A 15,435-nucleotide genomic window follows, 5' to 3' on the forward strand; every position below is an offset into this window, starting at 1 on the left:
TCACTTCTCTCCGTCCTCTCGCAGCCCGCGCTCCCGTTCCCACCCTCGAACCAGCGCTGTCAGCGTCTCGTTGACCGGAACTCTCCCGTCGGCCCGGTCGACGACCGCACCGTTGATCGCGTCGATCTCGGTCCGCGAACCGGCGTCTACGTCCTGTAGCATCGACGACCGGTTGGCGCTCGTCGCCGCCGCCACGCGCTCGACCGCCTCGACGGCCGCGCCGTCGGACAGGTCGATACCCTCGTCGCGCGCGACGCGCGCGGCTTCCCTCGCCGCACGGCGAGCCGACTCGCCCGCCGGTCCGTCGACGAGCGCGCCGTTCTCGACGCGCGCGAGCGCGGTCACCGCGTTGATCCCCGCGTTGACGGCCAACTTCTCCCAGCACCGTCGCGGCATGTCGCCGGCGACGGTCGCCTCGACGCCGGCCGCGCGCAGGGTCGCGCCGACCGACTCGGCGACCGGCGACTCCCCGCCGTCGGGCGGTCCAAGCGCCACCTCACCGCGGCCGGTACACTCGACGACGCCCGGCTCGGTCAGGCGCGCGCCGTAGGTGCAGGTGCCCGCCAGTACTTCGGCGTCGAGCGCCTCGGCCAGCGTCGCCTCGTTGCCCAGCCCGTTCTGGACGGAGAGGACCGCGTCGAGGTCGGCGCCACCGAGCGCTTCGGCGGCGGCCGGCGTGTCGAAGGCCTTCACGGCGACGAGCGCCAGGTCGAACCGCTCGGCGGGCACCGCGGTCGTCGCCGCCGGCTCGACGCGCGCCGAGACCTCACCGGCGATCCGGAGCCCCTCGGCGCGGACTCGCTCGACGTGCGGGTCGCGGCCGACCAGCGTCACCTCGTGGGCGCGCGCGAGCAGGCCCCCGAGGAGGCTCCCGAGGCTCCCGGCGCCGAAGACGAGGACGCGCACGGCCGCCTCAGTCTTCGGCCCAGTAGTAGATGCTCTCGCGCTCGGCGCCGCAGGCGGGACAGGTCTCGGGGATCTCCTCGATGTCGCCCATCTCGCCGCAGTCCCAGCAGCGCCACATCAGCTCGGCCTCGCCGCTGTCGGCGGTGGTCGAGAGGTGCTGGCCCATGCCGGCGATCCCCTCCTCGGTCGTCACGTAGAAGCCGTGCTCGTCGAACCCGCGGACGGTCCCGAGTCGGTTCCCCTCGTCGTCGAAGACCGCCTGGCCGAAGCCCAGATCGGTCTCGCTGTCTGACTCGCTCATACGTGGACTGACGCCCGACCCGCGCATAAATGTGGGTGTCGACCCCGACGACGGTGTTCGAGTCGCGCTGCGAACCCCCGTCCGGCGGAGAGTTCCCCGCAGCCCCGCGGGCTGCCCCAGTCGCGTCGTCAGCCCGCCGCGGCGTCGAGGATCGCGCCGCGGTTGTCGACGTAGGTGGAGTAGTGAGCGCCGTCGCCCAGATACAGGTCGGCGGCGGGCAGCAGGTCGCCGAACGCCCGCGCGAGGTCGGGGCCGACCGTCGCGTCGGCGCGACCGTGCCACAGGTCCACGTCGTGCGGACAGTCACGGGCGTCGAACCCCCAGTCGTCGCCCACCAGCGGCAGGTCGTGGGCCGGCCCCCGGGAACCGTTGCGGAACGCCTCGGCGCCGTCGGCGAACAGCGTCTCGCCCGCCGGTCCGTCGAATATCGTTCGGTCCTCGGGCGGCGACCCGACCTTCAGCGCCGTGCGGAACTGCGGCCAGGCGTTGTCGGCCAGCCACGCCGACGACGCGAACGCGGCCTGGGAGAAGCCCGGCACGAACCGCGTCGCCGACAGCACCGCCTCGTTGAACGGGTCCGCCCGATCCCGCGTCTCCGGGGGCGTCACCGTGCTCACCAGCGAGACGCCGCGCACCCGCTCGGGCACGGCGTGAGCGCAGGCCATCGCGTGCGGGCCACCACCCGAAAAGCCCGTCACCCCGAAGCGGTCGATCCCCAGTTCGTCGGCCAGCGCGCACACGTCCGCCGGCCAGTCGAGCAGTGACCGGCCGCCGTGGAAGTCCGACGCGCCGAAGCCCGGTCGGTCCGGCGCGACGAGGCGGACCCCTCGCTCGCGGGCGTCCTCGTCACAGAGCGACCACATCAGTCGCGACCCGATGACGCCGTGGAAGGCGAACACGGGCGTCCCCTCGGGGTCGCCGTACTCGGCGTACGACAGCGTTCGGCCGTCCGGCAGTTCGATCGTCGACGGCTCCGTCATGTGTTCGTAGGTACGGGCCCGGACACAAACGGGTATCGCTCCGATGTGTGTGGGTCGTTGTCTCGTACCCCGGCGGGACTGGTGTGACCGCTACGACGAGACTCGGTCGAACTACCGCGAACAGCCTGAAAGCCCCAGCTCGCTCCGGGAGAGCGAAGCTCTCCCGAGCAATCGGGCGGCAGAGCCGCCCGATGACGGCCCCTTTCATTCCCACCCGTGTCGGCTGGACGACCAGTCTGTGCGGGCGGGAATGAAAGGGGCGACGCGTTCGGCGAACCCGGGCGACGCTAGCACGCGACCGAAGGGAGCGCGCGCAGCGAGCCCCGGTAGCCGAACGCGTCGGGGCTTTCACGCTGTTCTGCGGTCCAGTTCGAGCGGCGGTCGCGGTAGCGTTCACTGGAATCTCAGCGTCGCCGCTGAACACTGAGACCGATCCACATCGGACCGACACGCCTACTTCCCTCCATCGAGAACCGCCGACCATGCTAAGCAGGCAGTTCGTCCGGGAGAACCCCGAGGCGGTCCGCGACGCCATCGAGCGCAAGGGCGTCACGAGCGTCGACCTGGACGAGATCCTCGAGATCGACGAGGAGTGGCGCGAACTCAAGTCCCGCGGCGACGGCCTCCGCCACGAGCGCAACGAGGTGTCCTCGACGATCGGCGACCTCAAACAGGAAGGCAAAGACGAGGAGGCCCAGGAGGCCATCGAGCGCTCCCAGGAGCTCAAGGACGAGCTTCAGGACATCGAGGACCGCGCGGACGAACTCCAGGCGGAACTCGAAGAGCGCCTCCTGACGATCCCGAACGTGCCCCACGAGTCGGTCCCGACGGGGGAAGACGAGAGCGACAACGTCGAGCGCTACCGCGAGGGGTTCGACGACCTCCGCGTCGACCCCGACGAGGTGACCCCCCACTACGACCTGGGCGAGGACCTCGACATCCTCGACTTCGAGCGCGGCGCGAAAGTGTCGGGCGGCGGCTTCCAGTTCGTCAAGGGCGACGGCGCGAAACTGGAGCGGGCGCTGATCCAGTTCTTCCTCGACGTCCACGACGAGCAGGACTACGTGGAGGTGGCGCCGCCGATCCCCGTCAACTCCGCGTCGATGCGCGGGACCGGGCAACTGCCGAAGTTCGCCGAGGACGCCTACCGCGTCGAGGCCCGCCAGGACGACGACTACGACGACGACGACCTGTGGCTGCTCCCCACCGCGGAGGTGCCGGTCACCAACATGTATCGCGACGAGATCCTGCTGGACGACGACCTTCCCCTCAAGCATCAGGCCTTCTCGCCGAACTTCCGGCGCGAGGCCGGCGAACACGGCACGGAGACGCGCGGGTACGTCCGCGTCCACCAGTTCAACAAGGTCGAACTCGTCAACTTCGTCCGACCGGAGGAGAGCTACGACCGGCTGGAGGGACTCCTGAGCGAGGCCGAGGAGGTGCTCCAGCGCCTCGGCCTGCCCTACCGCGTGCTGGACATGTGTACCGGCGACATGGGGTTCACCCAGGCCAAGAAGTACGACATCGAGGTGTGGGCGCCCGCCGACGACATGGACGAGGGTCCCGACGTGGGCGGCCGCTGGCTCGAAGTCTCCAGCGTCTCGAACTTCGAGGACTTCCAGGCGCGGCGGGCGGGCCTGCGCTACCGACCGGAGCGCCACGAATCGGCCGAGTACCTCCACACGCTCAACGGCAGCGGCGTCGCCGTCCCCCGGGTGATGGTCGCGATCATGGAGTACTACCAGAACGACGACGGCACCGTCACCGTCCCCGAGGCGCTGCGGCCGTACATGAACGGCCAGGAGGTCATCGACGGACACGAGCCGGTCGGCGAGAGCGCCGTCGGCGCCGGCGAGAAGGAGTGACGCCCGGCCCCGGGGAAGTCGTAGCGACCGCAGCAGTCAGTCCGTGTACGTCTCTATCCGTTCGATCTCGGCTTCCGACAGCCGGAACACGTCGACGAATCCGGTGATCGCCGACCCGTCGGCGGCGAGCAGCCGGCCCTGAACGGCGACGCTCCCGGCGGCGGCGTCCTCGTCGCCGTCGGCTCCCCGCTCGCCGACTCCGCCGCGGGCCGCGAACACCGCCTCGATTTGGTGGTCGGTGTCCGTCTGGGGCCGCTCCTCGCGCATGAACGCGACGAACCGGTCGCGGCCGTCGATGGTCCGGTCCGGCCGGTCGTGGACGAAGCCCTCGGCCAGCAGGTCGGCCAGCCCGTCGTAGTCGGCCTCGTCGAGCGCCCGGTAGTACGCCCGCGCCCGCTCGGCGCCGTCGGTCATACCTCCGCTTGACGGGCTCGCGGCATGAACGCGGCGGTCCGGTGCTTCGACCGCCGGTCCCGGACTAGCGGCCGGGGATGTCCCAGTCGGCCCGCTCGTCGTCGGCCTCGTCCTCGTCGTCGCCCTCGGTCGGGTCGCTCAGGTCGAGTTCCGCCACGTCCGCGTCGTCGCCGTCGGCCGGGTCGCCGCCGGCCCGTTCGTCCCCCGCGGCTCGCCCGTCGCCCGGCTCGTCTCCGGTCCCAGTCCCGGTATCGGAACCGTCGCTCGACCCCGAACGGCCGGAGGTCGCTCCGTCCGGTCCGTCGGCCGACCCGTCGGGCCGGTCGGTCGGACCCGCTCCGGTCTCGTCTGCCGCGCCGTCGGTCGCCGCGTCCACCGCGTCCAGGTCCATCTCCAGGTCACCCTCGACGGTGTCGCCCTCGACGCTGGACCCCTCGCTCTCGTCGTCCCCGTCGTCGGCCTCGCCCACCGCGTCCAGGTCCATCTCCAGGTCACCCTCGACGGTGTCCGGTTCGTCGGCCGGTTCGTAGTCGTCGGCCTCGCCGGCGACGGCGGCGTCGAGGTCGGCGTCGTCGACGGCCAGTCCGGTGTCGACGCCGCCGGCGTCGTCGGCCTGCCAGTCGTAGCCTGCCTCCTCCTCGGGGTCGACGACGACCGAGTCGCCGAGTTCGATCCCCTCGGCGGTCAGTCGGAAGGCGTCGGGCCCGGGCGGCTCCGAGAGGTCCGTGGCGGCGTCGAGCAGGCGCTCGGCGTCCTCGCGGTACTGGGCGCCCTGCTTGCCGCGGCCGCTGGCGAGCGCGTCGGCGGAGTCGGCCAGCCAGCTGGTCGCGTGGGCGAGCGTGTCGGCCTTCTCCTCGGTGCGGTCGACGACCGTCTCGAAGGCGGCGGTCTCGGCGAACCGAACCGCCGTGTCGAAGTGGTCGGCGGCGTCGGTGAACGCGGGTTCGGCCTCCTCGAACCCGTTGCGCGCGTCCATCCACTCGCGGTCCTCGTAGTCGGCCATCGCCGCACGGAACGCCTCGCGGCCCTCGGCGTAGTGGTCGTGCCCGACGCGGTAGCGGTCCAGCGCGGTGTCGTCGCCGCCGATGTCGCCGACGGCCGCCTTGACGGGGCCCACGTCGAGCGGCGTCTCGAGGTCGTCGGCCGCCCGGGCGTACTGGACGGTCCCGCGGTGGTCGACGACGAAGACCGACCGCCGGACGAGGCGCTCGCCGACCTCGTTCTCGGTGGCCACGCCGTAGGCCGCCGTGGCCTCGCCCTCGCGGTCGCTCAACAGCGGGACGTGCAGCCCGTAGCGCTCGGCGAACGCCTCGTGGCTGTAGGTGCTGTCCGGCGAGACCCCGAACACCGACACGTCCTTCTGCATCGTGAACAGGTCCAGGTCGCCCAGGTCCGACTCCTGCATCGTGCAGGCGGGGTTGAAATCGGCCGGATAGAAGGCGAGAACGACGATCCCCTCCCCGAGGTACTCGCCCAGGTCCACCCGCCGGCGCTCGCCGTCGACGTACGCCGGCAGGTCGACCGCTGGCGCCGCCGCACCCTCCGAAAGCATTGTTCCATAGACGTGAGCTATCCTATTTAGACCTTCCCAGCGTTTTCACGCGCTGTATACGCCGGATCGGCCGGATGGACCGCATCGGCCGGACCGCCACGGTCCGAGCGGTCCGAGCGACCCGAGCGGCTTTTGCCACCCCGACGAGTACCGGTGGCCGTGGAGTTACACGTCCGCTACGAGGGCGACGACGACCCCAAGAAGTGCTCGGCCCGTCGGCTCGCGAAGTTCGACGACGCCGAGTTGCACCGCTCGACGCGGGCGACGCCGCCGGGGATCGTCCTCAACCCCTTCGCCGACCAGGCGCTCTCGCCGGCCGACCGCGAGGGGACGGGCGCCCGCCGCGACCGGCTCGTCGCGCTCGACTGCTCGTGGGAGACCGCCGAGCGCGAGGCGTTCGATCTGGAAGGCGTCCACCGCTCGCTGCCGTTCCTCGTCGCCGGCAACCCCGTCAACTACGGGACGGCCTTCCAGTTGAACACCGTCGAGGCGTTCGCCGGCGCGCTCTGCATCCTCGGCGAGCGCGAGCAGGCCGAGGGGATCCTCGACCGGTTCTCGTGGGGTCACACCTTCCTCGAACTCAACGAGGAACCGCTGCGCCGGTACGCCGACTGCGCCGACTCGACCGAAGTGCTCGCCGTGCAGGACGACTACCTCGCCGACGAGGGCGAGGGAGAGGCGTAGAACCGTTCGAATCGCCCCTCCGGCGGCGCCGCTTGCCGGAGTCGTGTCGAGAACCCGGAGGACCCGGGAGTCGGTTCAGTTCGACGCGGCGATCGGACCGATAACCGGCAGGCCGTAGCGCTCGCCCTGGTAGGCCTTGAGGACGAGCAACAGCCAGACGGCGAACGCGCCGAGGCCGACGACGGCGTTCAGCGGGAGTACCAGGAACGCGAAGATGTCGCCGACGACCGGTATCGCCGTGAGTATCCCCATGACGATGCCGACGGCGACCCACGCGGCGATGGCGACCGCGCCGAAGCCGATGCTCTGGATCGAGTGGAAGCGCACGAAGTCGTCCTCGTCGCCCTCGACCAGCAGCATGACGATCCCCGTCAGCGGCGCGAACAGGTACGCGATCGCCGCCGCGACGTTCGGCTCCAGGTCCGTCCCGCCTGCCGCGGGGCCGGTCATCTCACCGCTCGGCTGGGCGTTCGCGGTCCGCCCGGCGGACTGTCCACCGGCCTGACCGCCCGCCTGTCCGCCGGTCCGGCCACCGCTCTGTCCGCCGGTGGACTGACTGCTGGACGATTGACCGCCGGTCGACTGGCCGCCCGCGGATTGACCGCCGGTCGGCTGTCCGCCAGCCGACTGGCCGCCCGTGGACTGACCACCAGCCGACTGACCGCCGGTGGATTGTCCACTGGCCGACTGCCCGCCCGTGGACTGACCATCCGCCGACTGGCCGCCGGTGGATTGTCCACTGGCCGACTGGTCGTCCGGGGACGCTCCGTTCGCGGACTGTCCACTGGCCGACTGGCCGTCCGGGGACGCTCCGTTCGCGGACTGTCCGCCCGCGGACTGACCGCTCGTGGACTGCCCCGCGACGGACTGCCCGCCCGTGGACTGTCCCTCGATCGACTCCCCGTCGGTCGATTCCTCGGCCTGACCGTTCTCGTCGGACTCGCCCGCTTCGGTGGACCCGTCGTCCGTCATCGTTCCACCTCAGCGGCGCGCAGGCCCCGTCGATGCCCCGTTTCCCTCGGTCGGTGCTTCCCAACCATGTCAGCACGAGCGAATGCCCCACTTGTAATACTTTTCACTGCCGAATGATATTTTGGCGGCCGCTCTGGGGGTCGTTCGGACGGAGTGAACGACTGTTTCGGCGGCTCTACTCGTCTCTCACAGCCGACGGGGAGTGAACTGCGCCAGCGCGAGGGGCCAGCGGGGCGGCGTCGTCGGTAGCGGGGTGGAACGTCACCCGTTCGGACCCGTCCGGGCGTCCGAGCCCGTCTCGTCGAGGGAGCGCTTCGCCGACGGCGGGTCCTCGGTCTCGATCGACTCAGCGGGGGCGAGTGGCGGCCCCGCTCGCCGCGGGACCGCGCGGGGACGGACCCGGACGGCCAGGGCAACGCTTTACTCGGGCGGGAAGCACGGGTTGGCATGGAGACGGATCGACTCCGCGAGGCGCTGGAGCGCGCGGGCCTGACGGAGTACCAGTCGGCCGTGTACCTCGGACTGCTGGACCAGGGAACGGCGCCGGTCGTCGACGTAGCCGAGCGGGCCGGTGTGCCCACCTCGCAGGTGTACGACGTGGTACGGACGCTGGAGGACCGCGGGTTCGTCGAGACCGTCGAAGGGGACCGCCTGCACGCCCGCGCCGACGAGCCCGGCGACGTGCTCGACGAACTGCGCTCGACGGGGGAGCTGCTGGCCGACGCCGCCGACGCGATCGAGGACCGCTGGGAGCGCCCCGACCCCAGCGAACACCGCGTCAGCGTCGTCAAGCGCCGGCGGACCGTCGTCGAGAACGCCCGCGTCGCCATCGAGGACGCCGAGGTGTCCGTCGAGTTCGGCGGGAGCGCAGAGCAGTTCGCCGAGCTGCGCCCCGCGCTGGCGGCCGCCGCCGAGCGCGGCGTCGTCGTCCACGCGTCGGTCAACGGCCCCGTCGCCGACACCGACGTGTCCGCCGAGCGCCTCGCGAACAGCCCCATCACCGAAGTCCGGCACTCACACTCGCCCGGCTCCTTCCTCACCGTCGTCGACCGCCGGCAGGGGTTCCTCTCGCCGAACGTCCACGGCGACGAGCAGTACGGCGTCCAGGTCGGCGACGACCTGCTGACCTTTCTCTTTCACTGGTCGTTTCTCACCTGCGGGTGGGTCCCCGCCGAACGCCTCCACGTCGCCGAGCCCGACGAGAGCGCCTACATCAGCATCGAGGAGTTCGTCCGCCACGCCGCCGTCTGCTGGAGCGACGGCGCCACCGTCACCGTCGGCGTCCGCGGCCGCGACACCGACACCGGCGACCCCGTGCAGGTCCGCGGCGACCTGGTCGACATCCGACTCGGCCCCGACAACGACGCCGTCACGGACCCCTCCTACGACGAACTCGGCGGGACGGTCGCTATCGTCGTCGCGACCGACGAGGGCAAGGTCGAAGTCGGCGGCTGGGGCGCCGTCACCGAGGACGTAGAGGCCGAGGTCGTCCGCGTCGAAGGCGTCTCGGAGTGACGCCCCACGGCGTCGGTTCAGCTCCTACTCCCGCTGCCACCGCAGCCCGACCGGTTCGTCGGGCACGTCCAGCGGACTCGTCGGCACGTCAGCGTGCGGTTCGGGGCTGTGGTAGGCGCTGGGGGCGATGTCGTTCGGGCCGTCGGGATAGAACGCCGACGCGACGGCGTGGAGGTGTTCGCGCCCGACGCCGAGTTCGTACTGGCCGCCGCCGTACAGCGTGATATCCCGCTCCAGACAGTACTCGATCGTGTCGAGCAGGTCCGAGACGGTCCCGAACCGCGAGGGCTTGACGTTTAGCCACTCGGGCTCGATCGGCAGATCTTCGACGCTCGCCACGTCCACGACCGGGTAGTCCCAGGAGAGTCGGTCGGCGACGCCGTCCAGAACCTCCCGGGTCTCGTCGGTGTACTTCGCGTCCTCCAGCACGGCGTCGGGGAACGCCTCGGCGACCTGCCGATAGCGTTCCGGGTCGGCGTCGGTGTCCACCTCGGTGCCCTCGTAGTAGCTCTTCAGGTCGAGGATGCGCACGCGGTCGGTCGCCGCCAGCTCGTCCATCAGATCCGGCGTCCAGTCGGCGGTCGGGTCGAGCTTGAACTCCATCTCGGGGTCGATGTCGAGCCACTCGTGGATCCGCTCGGCCGAGGGCTCGCCTCCCGTGTCGAGCCGCGTCGAGACGACGAACCGCACGGAGTCGTAGCTCCGACCGAGCGCGTCGGCGAAGGTGGCGTCGGCCTGGCGCAGTGCCAAATCGAGCGCCGCGCTCTCGACGGCCCACCGTCGGTAGTGCCGGGACACCGCCCGCTCGGGCGGCTCGGGGAACAGCTCGGCGTCGTCCAGCGCCGTCGAGAACTCGTCGAGGATGTACTCGCCCGCGAAGTCCCAGCCGAGGTCGCCGCTCTCGTGTGCGTCGCGCAGTCGGTCGTGGTCCTCGGTGTCGTAGGCCACGTCCTCGCCGCGGCCGACCGCGCCGTCGGGGCCGCGTAGTTCGACGACACTCGTCACGCGCGTGAACCCGGCGGAGGTGTCCATCTCGTGACGGTCCAGGTCGAACCCATCCACCGCGAGGGGCAGATCCGCGATCCGGTCGTACAGGTCGCTCATACCACCGCTTCGGACGGGGTCCGGTTAACCCTGGTTCAACCGGCAGGGGACGGCGACCGTCCGGAACCCGGTGGTCCGACCGGCCCGGAGAAGCAACGTTTAAACGCGGTGACGAGGAAGGGCGGGTATGCCCAAGTTCGAACCCGCGGAACGACGCGAGCTCCAGAAGCAGATCTGCATGCGCTGCAACGCCCGCAACTCCGTCGAGGCGACGAGCTGCCGGAAGTGCGGCTACAAGAATCTCCGCCGCAAGAGCAAAGAGCGCCGCAACGCGTAACTCGGCTCCCTTCTCTTTCGCTCTCTCCCGTTCGCCGCGTCAGCGACGCCGTCGTTCGAACGGAGCGCGTTTTCACGGTCGCTCCGAGCGGCCGCGCCGTCACTCGTCGGGATACTTCGGTTCGCGCCGTTCGGCGCGTTCGAGCGACCGCTCGACGACCGCGCGCACGTCGCCCTCGAAGACGCCGCCGTGGCCGCTGTACATGCGTTCGACGCCGTCGGGCAGCCGTTCGAGCAGGTCCTCGATCGACTCGATGAGCCGTTCGCGGGACTGGCCGGCCATGTCGGTGCGGCCGAAGCTCCCGTCGTCGAAGGCGCCGTCGTCGTGGACGACCACGTCGCCCGAAAAGAGCGAGGCCTCCGAGACCAGCGAGACGTGGTCGTCGGCGTGGCCCGGCGTGTAGACGACCTCGCAGGTCTCGTCGCCGACGGTCACGGTGTCGCCGTCGGCGAGTTCGCCGGTCCGGCGCGGGTGGTCGGCGTAGGCGAGCAGGTCGGCGTCGAAGGCGTCTAAGACGGCGTCGAGCTGGGAGACGTGGTCGCCGTGCTGGTGGGTGAGGACCACGCGGTCCAGTTCGTCGGTGTGGCCTTCGATAACGTCGACGACGCCGGTCATCGCGCCCGCGTCGACCAGCGTCGGCGACTCGCCGAGCGCGAGGTAGGCGTTGCACGTGAACGTCTCGGCCTCGGCGGTGACGTTGACGACTTCCATGTCCGTGTGCTCGGTCGCCCTGGGCTTCAGTCTGGTGACCCGGCGGCTCGCGCTCTCCGCTAGCCGGGACCGGTGACAGCGACCGCTCGACGAGGAGTACGGCGTGTTCCGGGAGCTTGCAGGTGCCGGCCGTCCCTGGTGGACCGTCACACGAACCGCAGGACGTATCCGTCCGGTTCGGTTTCGTGTGCAGGCCGGTCGACGCGTTCGCGACGGGCGGCCCTTTTCCCGCGCTTGTTTTCGCCCACCGCAGACTCACCCCGGTCGTTCCCCAAACCGGGGCACCCGCAAGGGATTCCACTCAGATCATGACTGACCGAGAGACTTCTATCGGCGACCGGACGAGGCGATCGATCCTCAAGAAAGGCGCGCTCGCGACGGGGGCGGCGGTCGGCGTCGCCGGCTGCGCCGGCCTCGGCGACGAGGGCCCCGCCGCCCAGACGGACACCGACGGCGACGGCGCGACGGACACGGACGTGCTCGACGACGGGACCGACGGCGACGACGCCGTCGAAGCCGGCTCCGACAAGGCGCTGATGTTCGCCGAGGAGTTCCGCGGCGGCGCGCAGTTCCGCGTCACCTCGCCGGTCATCGAGCAACAGCCCGAGGTCGAGGGCGTCGAGGACGGCGACATCTGGAGCGACTACAACACGCGGGTCGTCGAGTACGTCAACGCCGAGGAGGACGTGCTCTTCTTCCCCGCTCACGACGCCGAGATCACGGAAGGACGGGTGTACGAGCTCCACGACAACTTCACGTGGCTCAGCGACGACGCCGGCGACCAGGGCGTCGTCGACGTGAAGTTCACCGAGGTCGGCCAGGAGCAGATCTTCGACCCCAGCGACGTGAACGTCTTCGACGAGGGCGGCGGCAAGGCGCTGGTCCGGTGGGGGAACTACTGGCCCGGGGCGATCCTCCGGATCACCTCCGACGTCGTCGAGTGGACGCCCAGGGACGACGTGGCCGGCTCGGACGTGTTCGCCGACTACAACACCCGCTTCGCGCGGTGGATTAACGGCGGGAACTTCCAGATCTACCCCGCCGGTGACGCCAGCATCGAGCGGGGCCAGGCCTACCGGATGACCAGCGAGTTCGACGTGACCGACCCCGAGGGCAACCTCGTCACGACCGACCTCGAACGCGTCGAGCTGCCGGAAGGGGTCGCGACCGGCGACGTGGCTACCGACCCCCCGACCGACGGGACGACGGCGAGCGAGGACACCGCGACCGACGGCGGAGCCGGGACAGGCAGCGGAACCGACACCCCGACCGGGTCCTGAACGCCGCGAAACGCGGTGTCCGCCGGGACCGCCCGTCCTGCCGTCGTCGTCCGGTACGGGACACCGTGACGAGCGAAGCGGATGATTTTTGATGGAGAGTGTCGTGGGCTGTGGTATGTCGACACAGAGCGCTCGCGACGGGGCGGCCGGGCGCGGCGACGGCGGGCTCCCCGACGCCGTCCCCGTCTCGCTGGACCGGACGACGCGGCTCAGCTGGGAGCTGGGCGACCGCGTGACGAGCGGGGCCGACGCGACGCTGGCGGGCGAGTGGCGCTGTCACACGGCGCCGTGGGCGGTGGCCGTCTTCGACGTGACCGACCACACCGCCCTCCTCCGCGTCCGGACGCCGGTCGGCCGCGAACTGTTCTACGGCGCCGCCGACGCCGACCTGGCCGCGGCCCGCGACGCCCTCGCCGCGGCGCCCGACTGGGGACGCCGGGACCGATAGCTCGCCGCGACCGACACCTCACAGCGACCGCGCAGTCGCCGGCCCGTCGGCGGTCCCTCGGCGGAGCTCCGGCGGCGGAATCTCGCCGACTGCGCACCTGCGAACACCTGCCCAAGTCTTTTCGCCGCTTCGACCGATATCGCGGTATGGAGTACGTGACGGCCGCAGGCGTCGACGTTCCGGCACTGGGATTCGGCACCGCCCGGATGGACGGCCACGAGGAGCGCCGCCGCGCCGTCTCGGCGGCGCTCGACGCGGGCTACCGCCACGTCGACACCGCCCAGATCTACGGCAGCGAACCCGCGGTCGGCGAGGCCGTCCACGCATCGGATGTCGACCGCGAGGAGCTGTTCGTCACGACGAAGCTCTCGGGCGACAACCGCGCGTACGACGACGCCGTCGCGTCGACCCGCGCGAGCCTCGACCGCCTCGACACCGACTACGTCGACCTGCTGTTGATCCACTCGCCCAACGACGACGTGCCCCACGCCGAGACGCTGCGGGCGATGAACGATCTGCGCGACGACGGGCTGGTCCGCCACGTCGGCGTCTCGAACTTCTCGGTCGACCAGGTCCGCGAGGCGATGGACGCCTCCGAGGCGCCGATCCTCACCAACCAGGTCGAGTACCACGTCCGAAAGCGCCGCGACGACCTCCTGCGATTCTGCGTCGAGGAGGGCGTGATGCTGACCGCCTACAGCCCGCTCGACGTGGGCGGGCTCGCCGACGACGGCGACCTCGCCGAGATCGGTGACCGCTACGGCAAGACCGCCAGCCAGGTCGCGCTCCGCTGGCTGGTCCAGCAGCCGATGGTCTCGGCGATCCCGATGTCGTCGAACCCCGAGCACGTCCGCTCGAACATCGACATCTTCGACTTCGAGCTGACCGCCGACGAGATGGAGCGGCTGTTCGACCGGGGCGGCCCGATCGACGGGATCCGGTCGGCGCTCGGGCTGTAGGACGGGACCGACCGCACCGAAAACGGGCGAGCGACTCCACGGCGTCAGGCCGTCAGGACCGTCACGAGAACGGGAGGACCGTCGCCCACACGAGGGTGACGACGATGCCGACGAGGCTGATCAGCGTCGTCACGACCGTCCACGTCTTGAGCGTCTCCTCCTGGGTGAGCCCGCCGATCTCCTTGACGATCCAGAAGCCGCTGTCGTTGTACCACGAGAAGATCGATGCGCCGGCGCCGATCGCCATCACCATGTACGCGGAGTTGACGGCCAGATCGCCGGCGAACGGCGCCATGATCCCGGCGGTGGTGACGATGGCGACGGTCGCCGACCCCTGGACGACGCGTACGCCGGCGGCGATCAGCCAGGCGGTCAGCAGCAGACTCAGGCCGATGTCCTCCAGCCCGCCCGCGATGTAGTCGCCGGCGCCGGCGGCCTGGAGCATAACGCCGAACGCGCCGCCCGCGGCGGTGATCGCGGCGATGTTCCCCCCGCTCTTGAGCGCCTCGGTCAGCTCGTCGGAGAAGCCCTCGCGGCCGAGGTCGGTCATCCGGAAGTACGTCAGCGCCGCGACGACCGCGGCGACGGTCAGCGCGAAGTTCGGGTCGCCGACGAAGCTCGTGATCGCCGCCGGGTCCGACTCCTCGCCGTACACCGTGTTGACCGTCGTGTCCGCGCCGACGAGGACGATGACGAGCAGGATCGGCAGCACCGACTCGAACACTCCGGGCAGCTCGTCGACGGACGTCTCGGCGATGTCCTGGAGTTCGTCGACCGTTGTCCCCATCGCGTCGCGCAGCGGCACGTCGACGCGGCGGTTGATCCAGTGGCCGTACACCGGGCCGGCGACGATCGCCGTCGGGAGCCCGACCATCACCCCGACCAGCATCGTCGTCCCGAGGTTGGCGCCGATCTCGGCGACGGCGAGCAGCGGTCCCGGCGTCGGCGGGATGAAGCCGTGAGTGGTAACCCCGCCCGCCGCGACCGCGACGATGTAGAGGGTGTAGTTCCTGCCGGTCCGCGACCGCGCCGAGCGCGCGATCGGCGCCAGCAGGTAGAAGACGTTGTCGAAGAACACGGGGATCGCCATCACGAAACTGCTGCTGAACAGCGAGATCTCCGTCCGCTCCTCGCCGAACAGCGACGAGAACCCGCGCACGACGCGATTCGCCGCCCCGCTCTCGGTCATCGCCTTCCCGATGATCGCCGCCATCAGGATCGGGATCCCGATCCCGGCCATCCCGTTGCCGAACGCCTCGGCGACCTGCCCGACGGCTTCGGCCAGCGGGATGGCCGGGCTCACCAGCCCGACCGCGAACGACGCGATGATCAGCCCGACGAACGCCGGGACTTCCAGCACGACCAGCAGCAGCACGACCATGATCACTCCGACCAGCAGCGATACGAGTGGCCCCTGACCGCCGAGTTGCAGTACCGGATACATGGACGATCCTCCGTAACTGTCCG

General features: G+C 70.7%; 16 protein-coding genes. 7 read left to right on the plus strand and 9 right to left on the minus strand.

Annotated elements, in window-relative coordinates:
* The 3 genes from HZS54_RS00600 to HZS54_RS00610 form a co-directional block, all read right to left on the minus strand.
* Entirely contained in the window at nt 1-906 is a 906-nt protein-coding gene (locus tag HZS54_RS00600) for a ketopantoate reductase family protein (protein WP_179920043.1), read from the minus strand.
* Nucleotides 907-913: 7 nt separating this feature from the next.
* Nucleotides 914-1,207 carry a DUF7130 family rubredoxin-like protein gene (locus tag HZS54_RS00605; RefSeq protein WP_179920044.1) on the minus strand — a complete coding sequence of 98 codons (294 nt, stop codon included), beginning with the start codon at nt 1,205-1,207 and terminating at the stop codon, nt 914-916.
* A gap of 128 nt (nt 1,208-1,335) precedes the next feature.
* Nucleotides 1,336-2,187, minus strand: a complete 852-nt coding sequence (locus tag HZS54_RS00610) for an alpha/beta fold hydrolase (protein WP_179920045.1) — start codon at nt 2,185-2,187, stop codon at nt 1,336-1,338.
* 482 nt (nt 2,188-2,669) lie between these two features.
* On the opposite strand from HZS54_RS00610, the gene serS reads away from it, so the two are divergent.
* Nucleotides 2,670-4,052, plus strand: coding sequence for a serine--tRNA ligase (gene serS / locus HZS54_RS00615; RefSeq protein WP_179920046.1), 1,383 nt, complete (start codon nt 2,670-2,672; stop codon nt 4,050-4,052).
* 36 nt (nt 4,053-4,088) lie between these two features.
* On the opposite strand, the gene HZS54_RS00620 is transcribed toward serS, so the two are convergent.
* Together HZS54_RS00620 and HZS54_RS00625 are read right to left on the minus strand one after the other, a co-directional pair.
* The gene (locus HZS54_RS00620) at nt 4,089-4,466 is read right to left on the minus strand and encodes a nuclear transport factor 2 family protein (protein ID WP_179920047.1); all 378 of its coding nucleotides are present in this window, start codon (nt 4,464-4,466) and stop codon (nt 4,089-4,091) included.
* 64 nt (nt 4,467-4,530) lie between these two features.
* Nucleotides 4,531-6,018, minus strand: a complete 1,488-nt coding sequence (locus HZS54_RS00625; RefSeq protein WP_179920048.1) for a redoxin domain-containing protein — start codon at nt 6,016-6,018, stop codon at nt 4,531-4,533.
* 159 nt (nt 6,019-6,177) lie between these two features.
* Between HZS54_RS00625 and HZS54_RS00630 the strand changes: the two genes are divergently transcribed.
* Complete coding sequence (locus tag HZS54_RS00630) at nt 6,178-6,702, plus strand: DUF367 family protein (protein WP_179920049.1); 525 nt, start codon at nt 6,178-6,180, stop codon at nt 6,700-6,702.
* Between the two features lie 75 nt (nt 6,703-6,777).
* Here HZS54_RS00630 and HZS54_RS00635 read toward each other — a convergent pair whose 3' ends face one another.
* A complete protein-coding gene (locus tag HZS54_RS00635; RefSeq protein WP_179920050.1) occupies nt 6,778-7,674 on the minus strand; it encodes a magnetosome magnetite crystal formation protein family in 897 nt (298 codons plus the stop codon).
* Nucleotides 7,675-8,121: 447 nt separating this feature from the next.
* Between HZS54_RS00635 and HZS54_RS00640 the strand changes: the two genes are divergently transcribed.
* On the plus strand, nt 8,122-9,189 hold the full coding sequence (locus tag HZS54_RS00640; RefSeq protein WP_179920051.1) for a TrmB family transcriptional regulator: 1,068 nt from the start codon (nt 8,122-8,124) through the stop codon (nt 9,187-9,189).
* A gap of 24 nt (nt 9,190-9,213) precedes the next feature.
* On the opposite strand, the gene HZS54_RS00645 is transcribed toward HZS54_RS00640, so the two are convergent.
* A complete protein-coding gene (locus HZS54_RS00645) occupies nt 9,214-10,293 on the minus strand; it encodes an enolase-like domain-containing protein (protein WP_179920052.1) in 1,080 nt (359 codons plus the stop codon).
* A 127-nt stretch (nt 10,294-10,420) separates the two neighbouring features.
* Between HZS54_RS00645 and HZS54_RS00650 the strand changes: the two genes are divergently transcribed.
* Nucleotides 10,421-10,570, plus strand: coding sequence for a 50S ribosomal protein L40e (locus tag HZS54_RS00650; RefSeq protein WP_179920053.1), 150 nt, complete (start codon nt 10,421-10,423; stop codon nt 10,568-10,570).
* A 99-nt stretch (nt 10,571-10,669) separates the two neighbouring features.
* On the opposite strand, the gene HZS54_RS00655 is transcribed toward HZS54_RS00650, so the two are convergent.
* The gene (locus HZS54_RS00655) at nt 10,670-11,281 is read right to left on the minus strand and encodes an MBL fold metallo-hydrolase (protein WP_179920054.1); all 612 of its coding nucleotides are present in this window, start codon (nt 11,279-11,281) and stop codon (nt 10,670-10,672) included.
* Nucleotides 11,282-11,589: 308 nt separating this feature from the next.
* Here HZS54_RS00655 and HZS54_RS00660 point away from each other — a divergent pair, with 308 nt between their 5' ends.
* The 3 genes from HZS54_RS00660 (at nt 11,590) to HZS54_RS00670 (ending at nt 13,968) form a co-directional block, all read left to right on the plus strand.
* A complete protein-coding gene (locus tag HZS54_RS00660; protein WP_179920055.1) occupies nt 11,590-12,561 on the plus strand; it encodes a twin-arginine translocation signal domain-containing protein in 972 nt (323 codons plus the stop codon).
* A gap of 115 nt (nt 12,562-12,676) precedes the next feature.
* The gene (locus HZS54_RS00665) at nt 12,677-13,009 is read left to right on the plus strand and encodes a hypothetical protein (protein WP_179920056.1); all 333 of its coding nucleotides are present in this window, start codon (nt 12,677-12,679) and stop codon (nt 13,007-13,009) included.
* A gap of 146 nt (nt 13,010-13,155) precedes the next feature.
* Nucleotides 13,156-13,968, plus strand: coding sequence for an aldo/keto reductase (locus HZS54_RS00670; RefSeq protein WP_179920057.1), 813 nt, complete (start codon nt 13,156-13,158; stop codon nt 13,966-13,968).
* 61 nt (nt 13,969-14,029) lie between these two features.
* Here HZS54_RS00670 and HZS54_RS00675 read toward each other — a convergent pair whose 3' ends face one another.
* Entirely contained in the window at nt 14,030-15,412 is a 1,383-nt protein-coding gene (locus HZS54_RS00675; RefSeq protein WP_179920058.1) for a GntP family permease, read from the minus strand.
* Nucleotides 15,413-15,435 lie beyond the last annotated feature (23 nt).

Source organism: Halosimplex pelagicum, assembly GCF_013415905.1.
Classification (GTDB): Archaea; Halobacteriota; Halobacteria; order Halobacteriales; family Haloarculaceae; genus Halosimplex; species Halosimplex pelagicum.

Bases quoted from the DNA above. Each gene is read 5' to 3' on its own strand.
- HZS54_RS00605 (WP_179920044.1), bottom strand. From the start codon at position 1,207: ATGAGCGAGTCAGACAGCGAGACCGATCTGGGCTTCGGCCAGGCGGTC.
- HZS54_RS00610 (WP_179920045.1), bottom strand. From the start codon at position 2,187: ATGACGGAGCCGTCGACGATCGAACTGCCGGACGGCCGAACGCTGTCG.
- serS (WP_179920046.1), top strand. From the start codon at position 2,670: ATGCTAAGCAGGCAGTTCGTCCGGGAGAACCCCGAGGCGGTCCGCGAC.
- HZS54_RS00620 (WP_179920047.1), bottom strand. From the start codon at position 4,466: ATGACCGACGGCGCCGAGCGGGCGCGGGCGTACTACCGGGCGCTCGAC.
- HZS54_RS00625 (WP_179920048.1), bottom strand. From the start codon at position 6,018: ATGCTTTCGGAGGGTGCGGCGGCGCCAGCGGTCGACCTGCCGGCGTAC.
- HZS54_RS00635 (WP_179920050.1), bottom strand. From the start codon at position 7,674: ATGACGGACGACGGGTCCACCGAAGCGGGCGAGTCCGACGAGAACGGT.
- HZS54_RS00640 (WP_179920051.1), top strand. From the start codon at position 8,122: ATGGAGACGGATCGACTCCGCGAGGCGCTGGAGCGCGCGGGCCTGACG.
- HZS54_RS00645 (WP_179920052.1), bottom strand. From the start codon at position 10,293: ATGAGCGACCTGTACGACCGGATCGCGGATCTGCCCCTCGCGGTGGAT.
- HZS54_RS00650 (WP_179920053.1), top strand. From the start codon at position 10,421: ATGCCCAAGTTCGAACCCGCGGAACGACGCGAGCTCCAGAAGCAGATC.
- HZS54_RS00655 (WP_179920054.1), bottom strand. From the start codon at position 11,281: ATGGAAGTCGTCAACGTCACCGCCGAGGCCGAGACGTTCACGTGCAAC.
- HZS54_RS00660 (WP_179920055.1), top strand. From the start codon at position 11,590: ATGACTGACCGAGAGACTTCTATCGGCGACCGGACGAGGCGATCGATC.
- HZS54_RS00665 (WP_179920056.1), top strand. From the start codon at position 12,677: ATGTCGACACAGAGCGCTCGCGACGGGGCGGCCGGGCGCGGCGACGGC.
- HZS54_RS00670 (WP_179920057.1), top strand. From the start codon at position 13,156: ATGGAGTACGTGACGGCCGCAGGCGTCGACGTTCCGGCACTGGGATTC.
- HZS54_RS00675 (WP_179920058.1), bottom strand. From the start codon at position 15,412: ATGTATCCGGTACTGCAACTCGGCGGTCAGGGGCCACTCGTATCGCTG.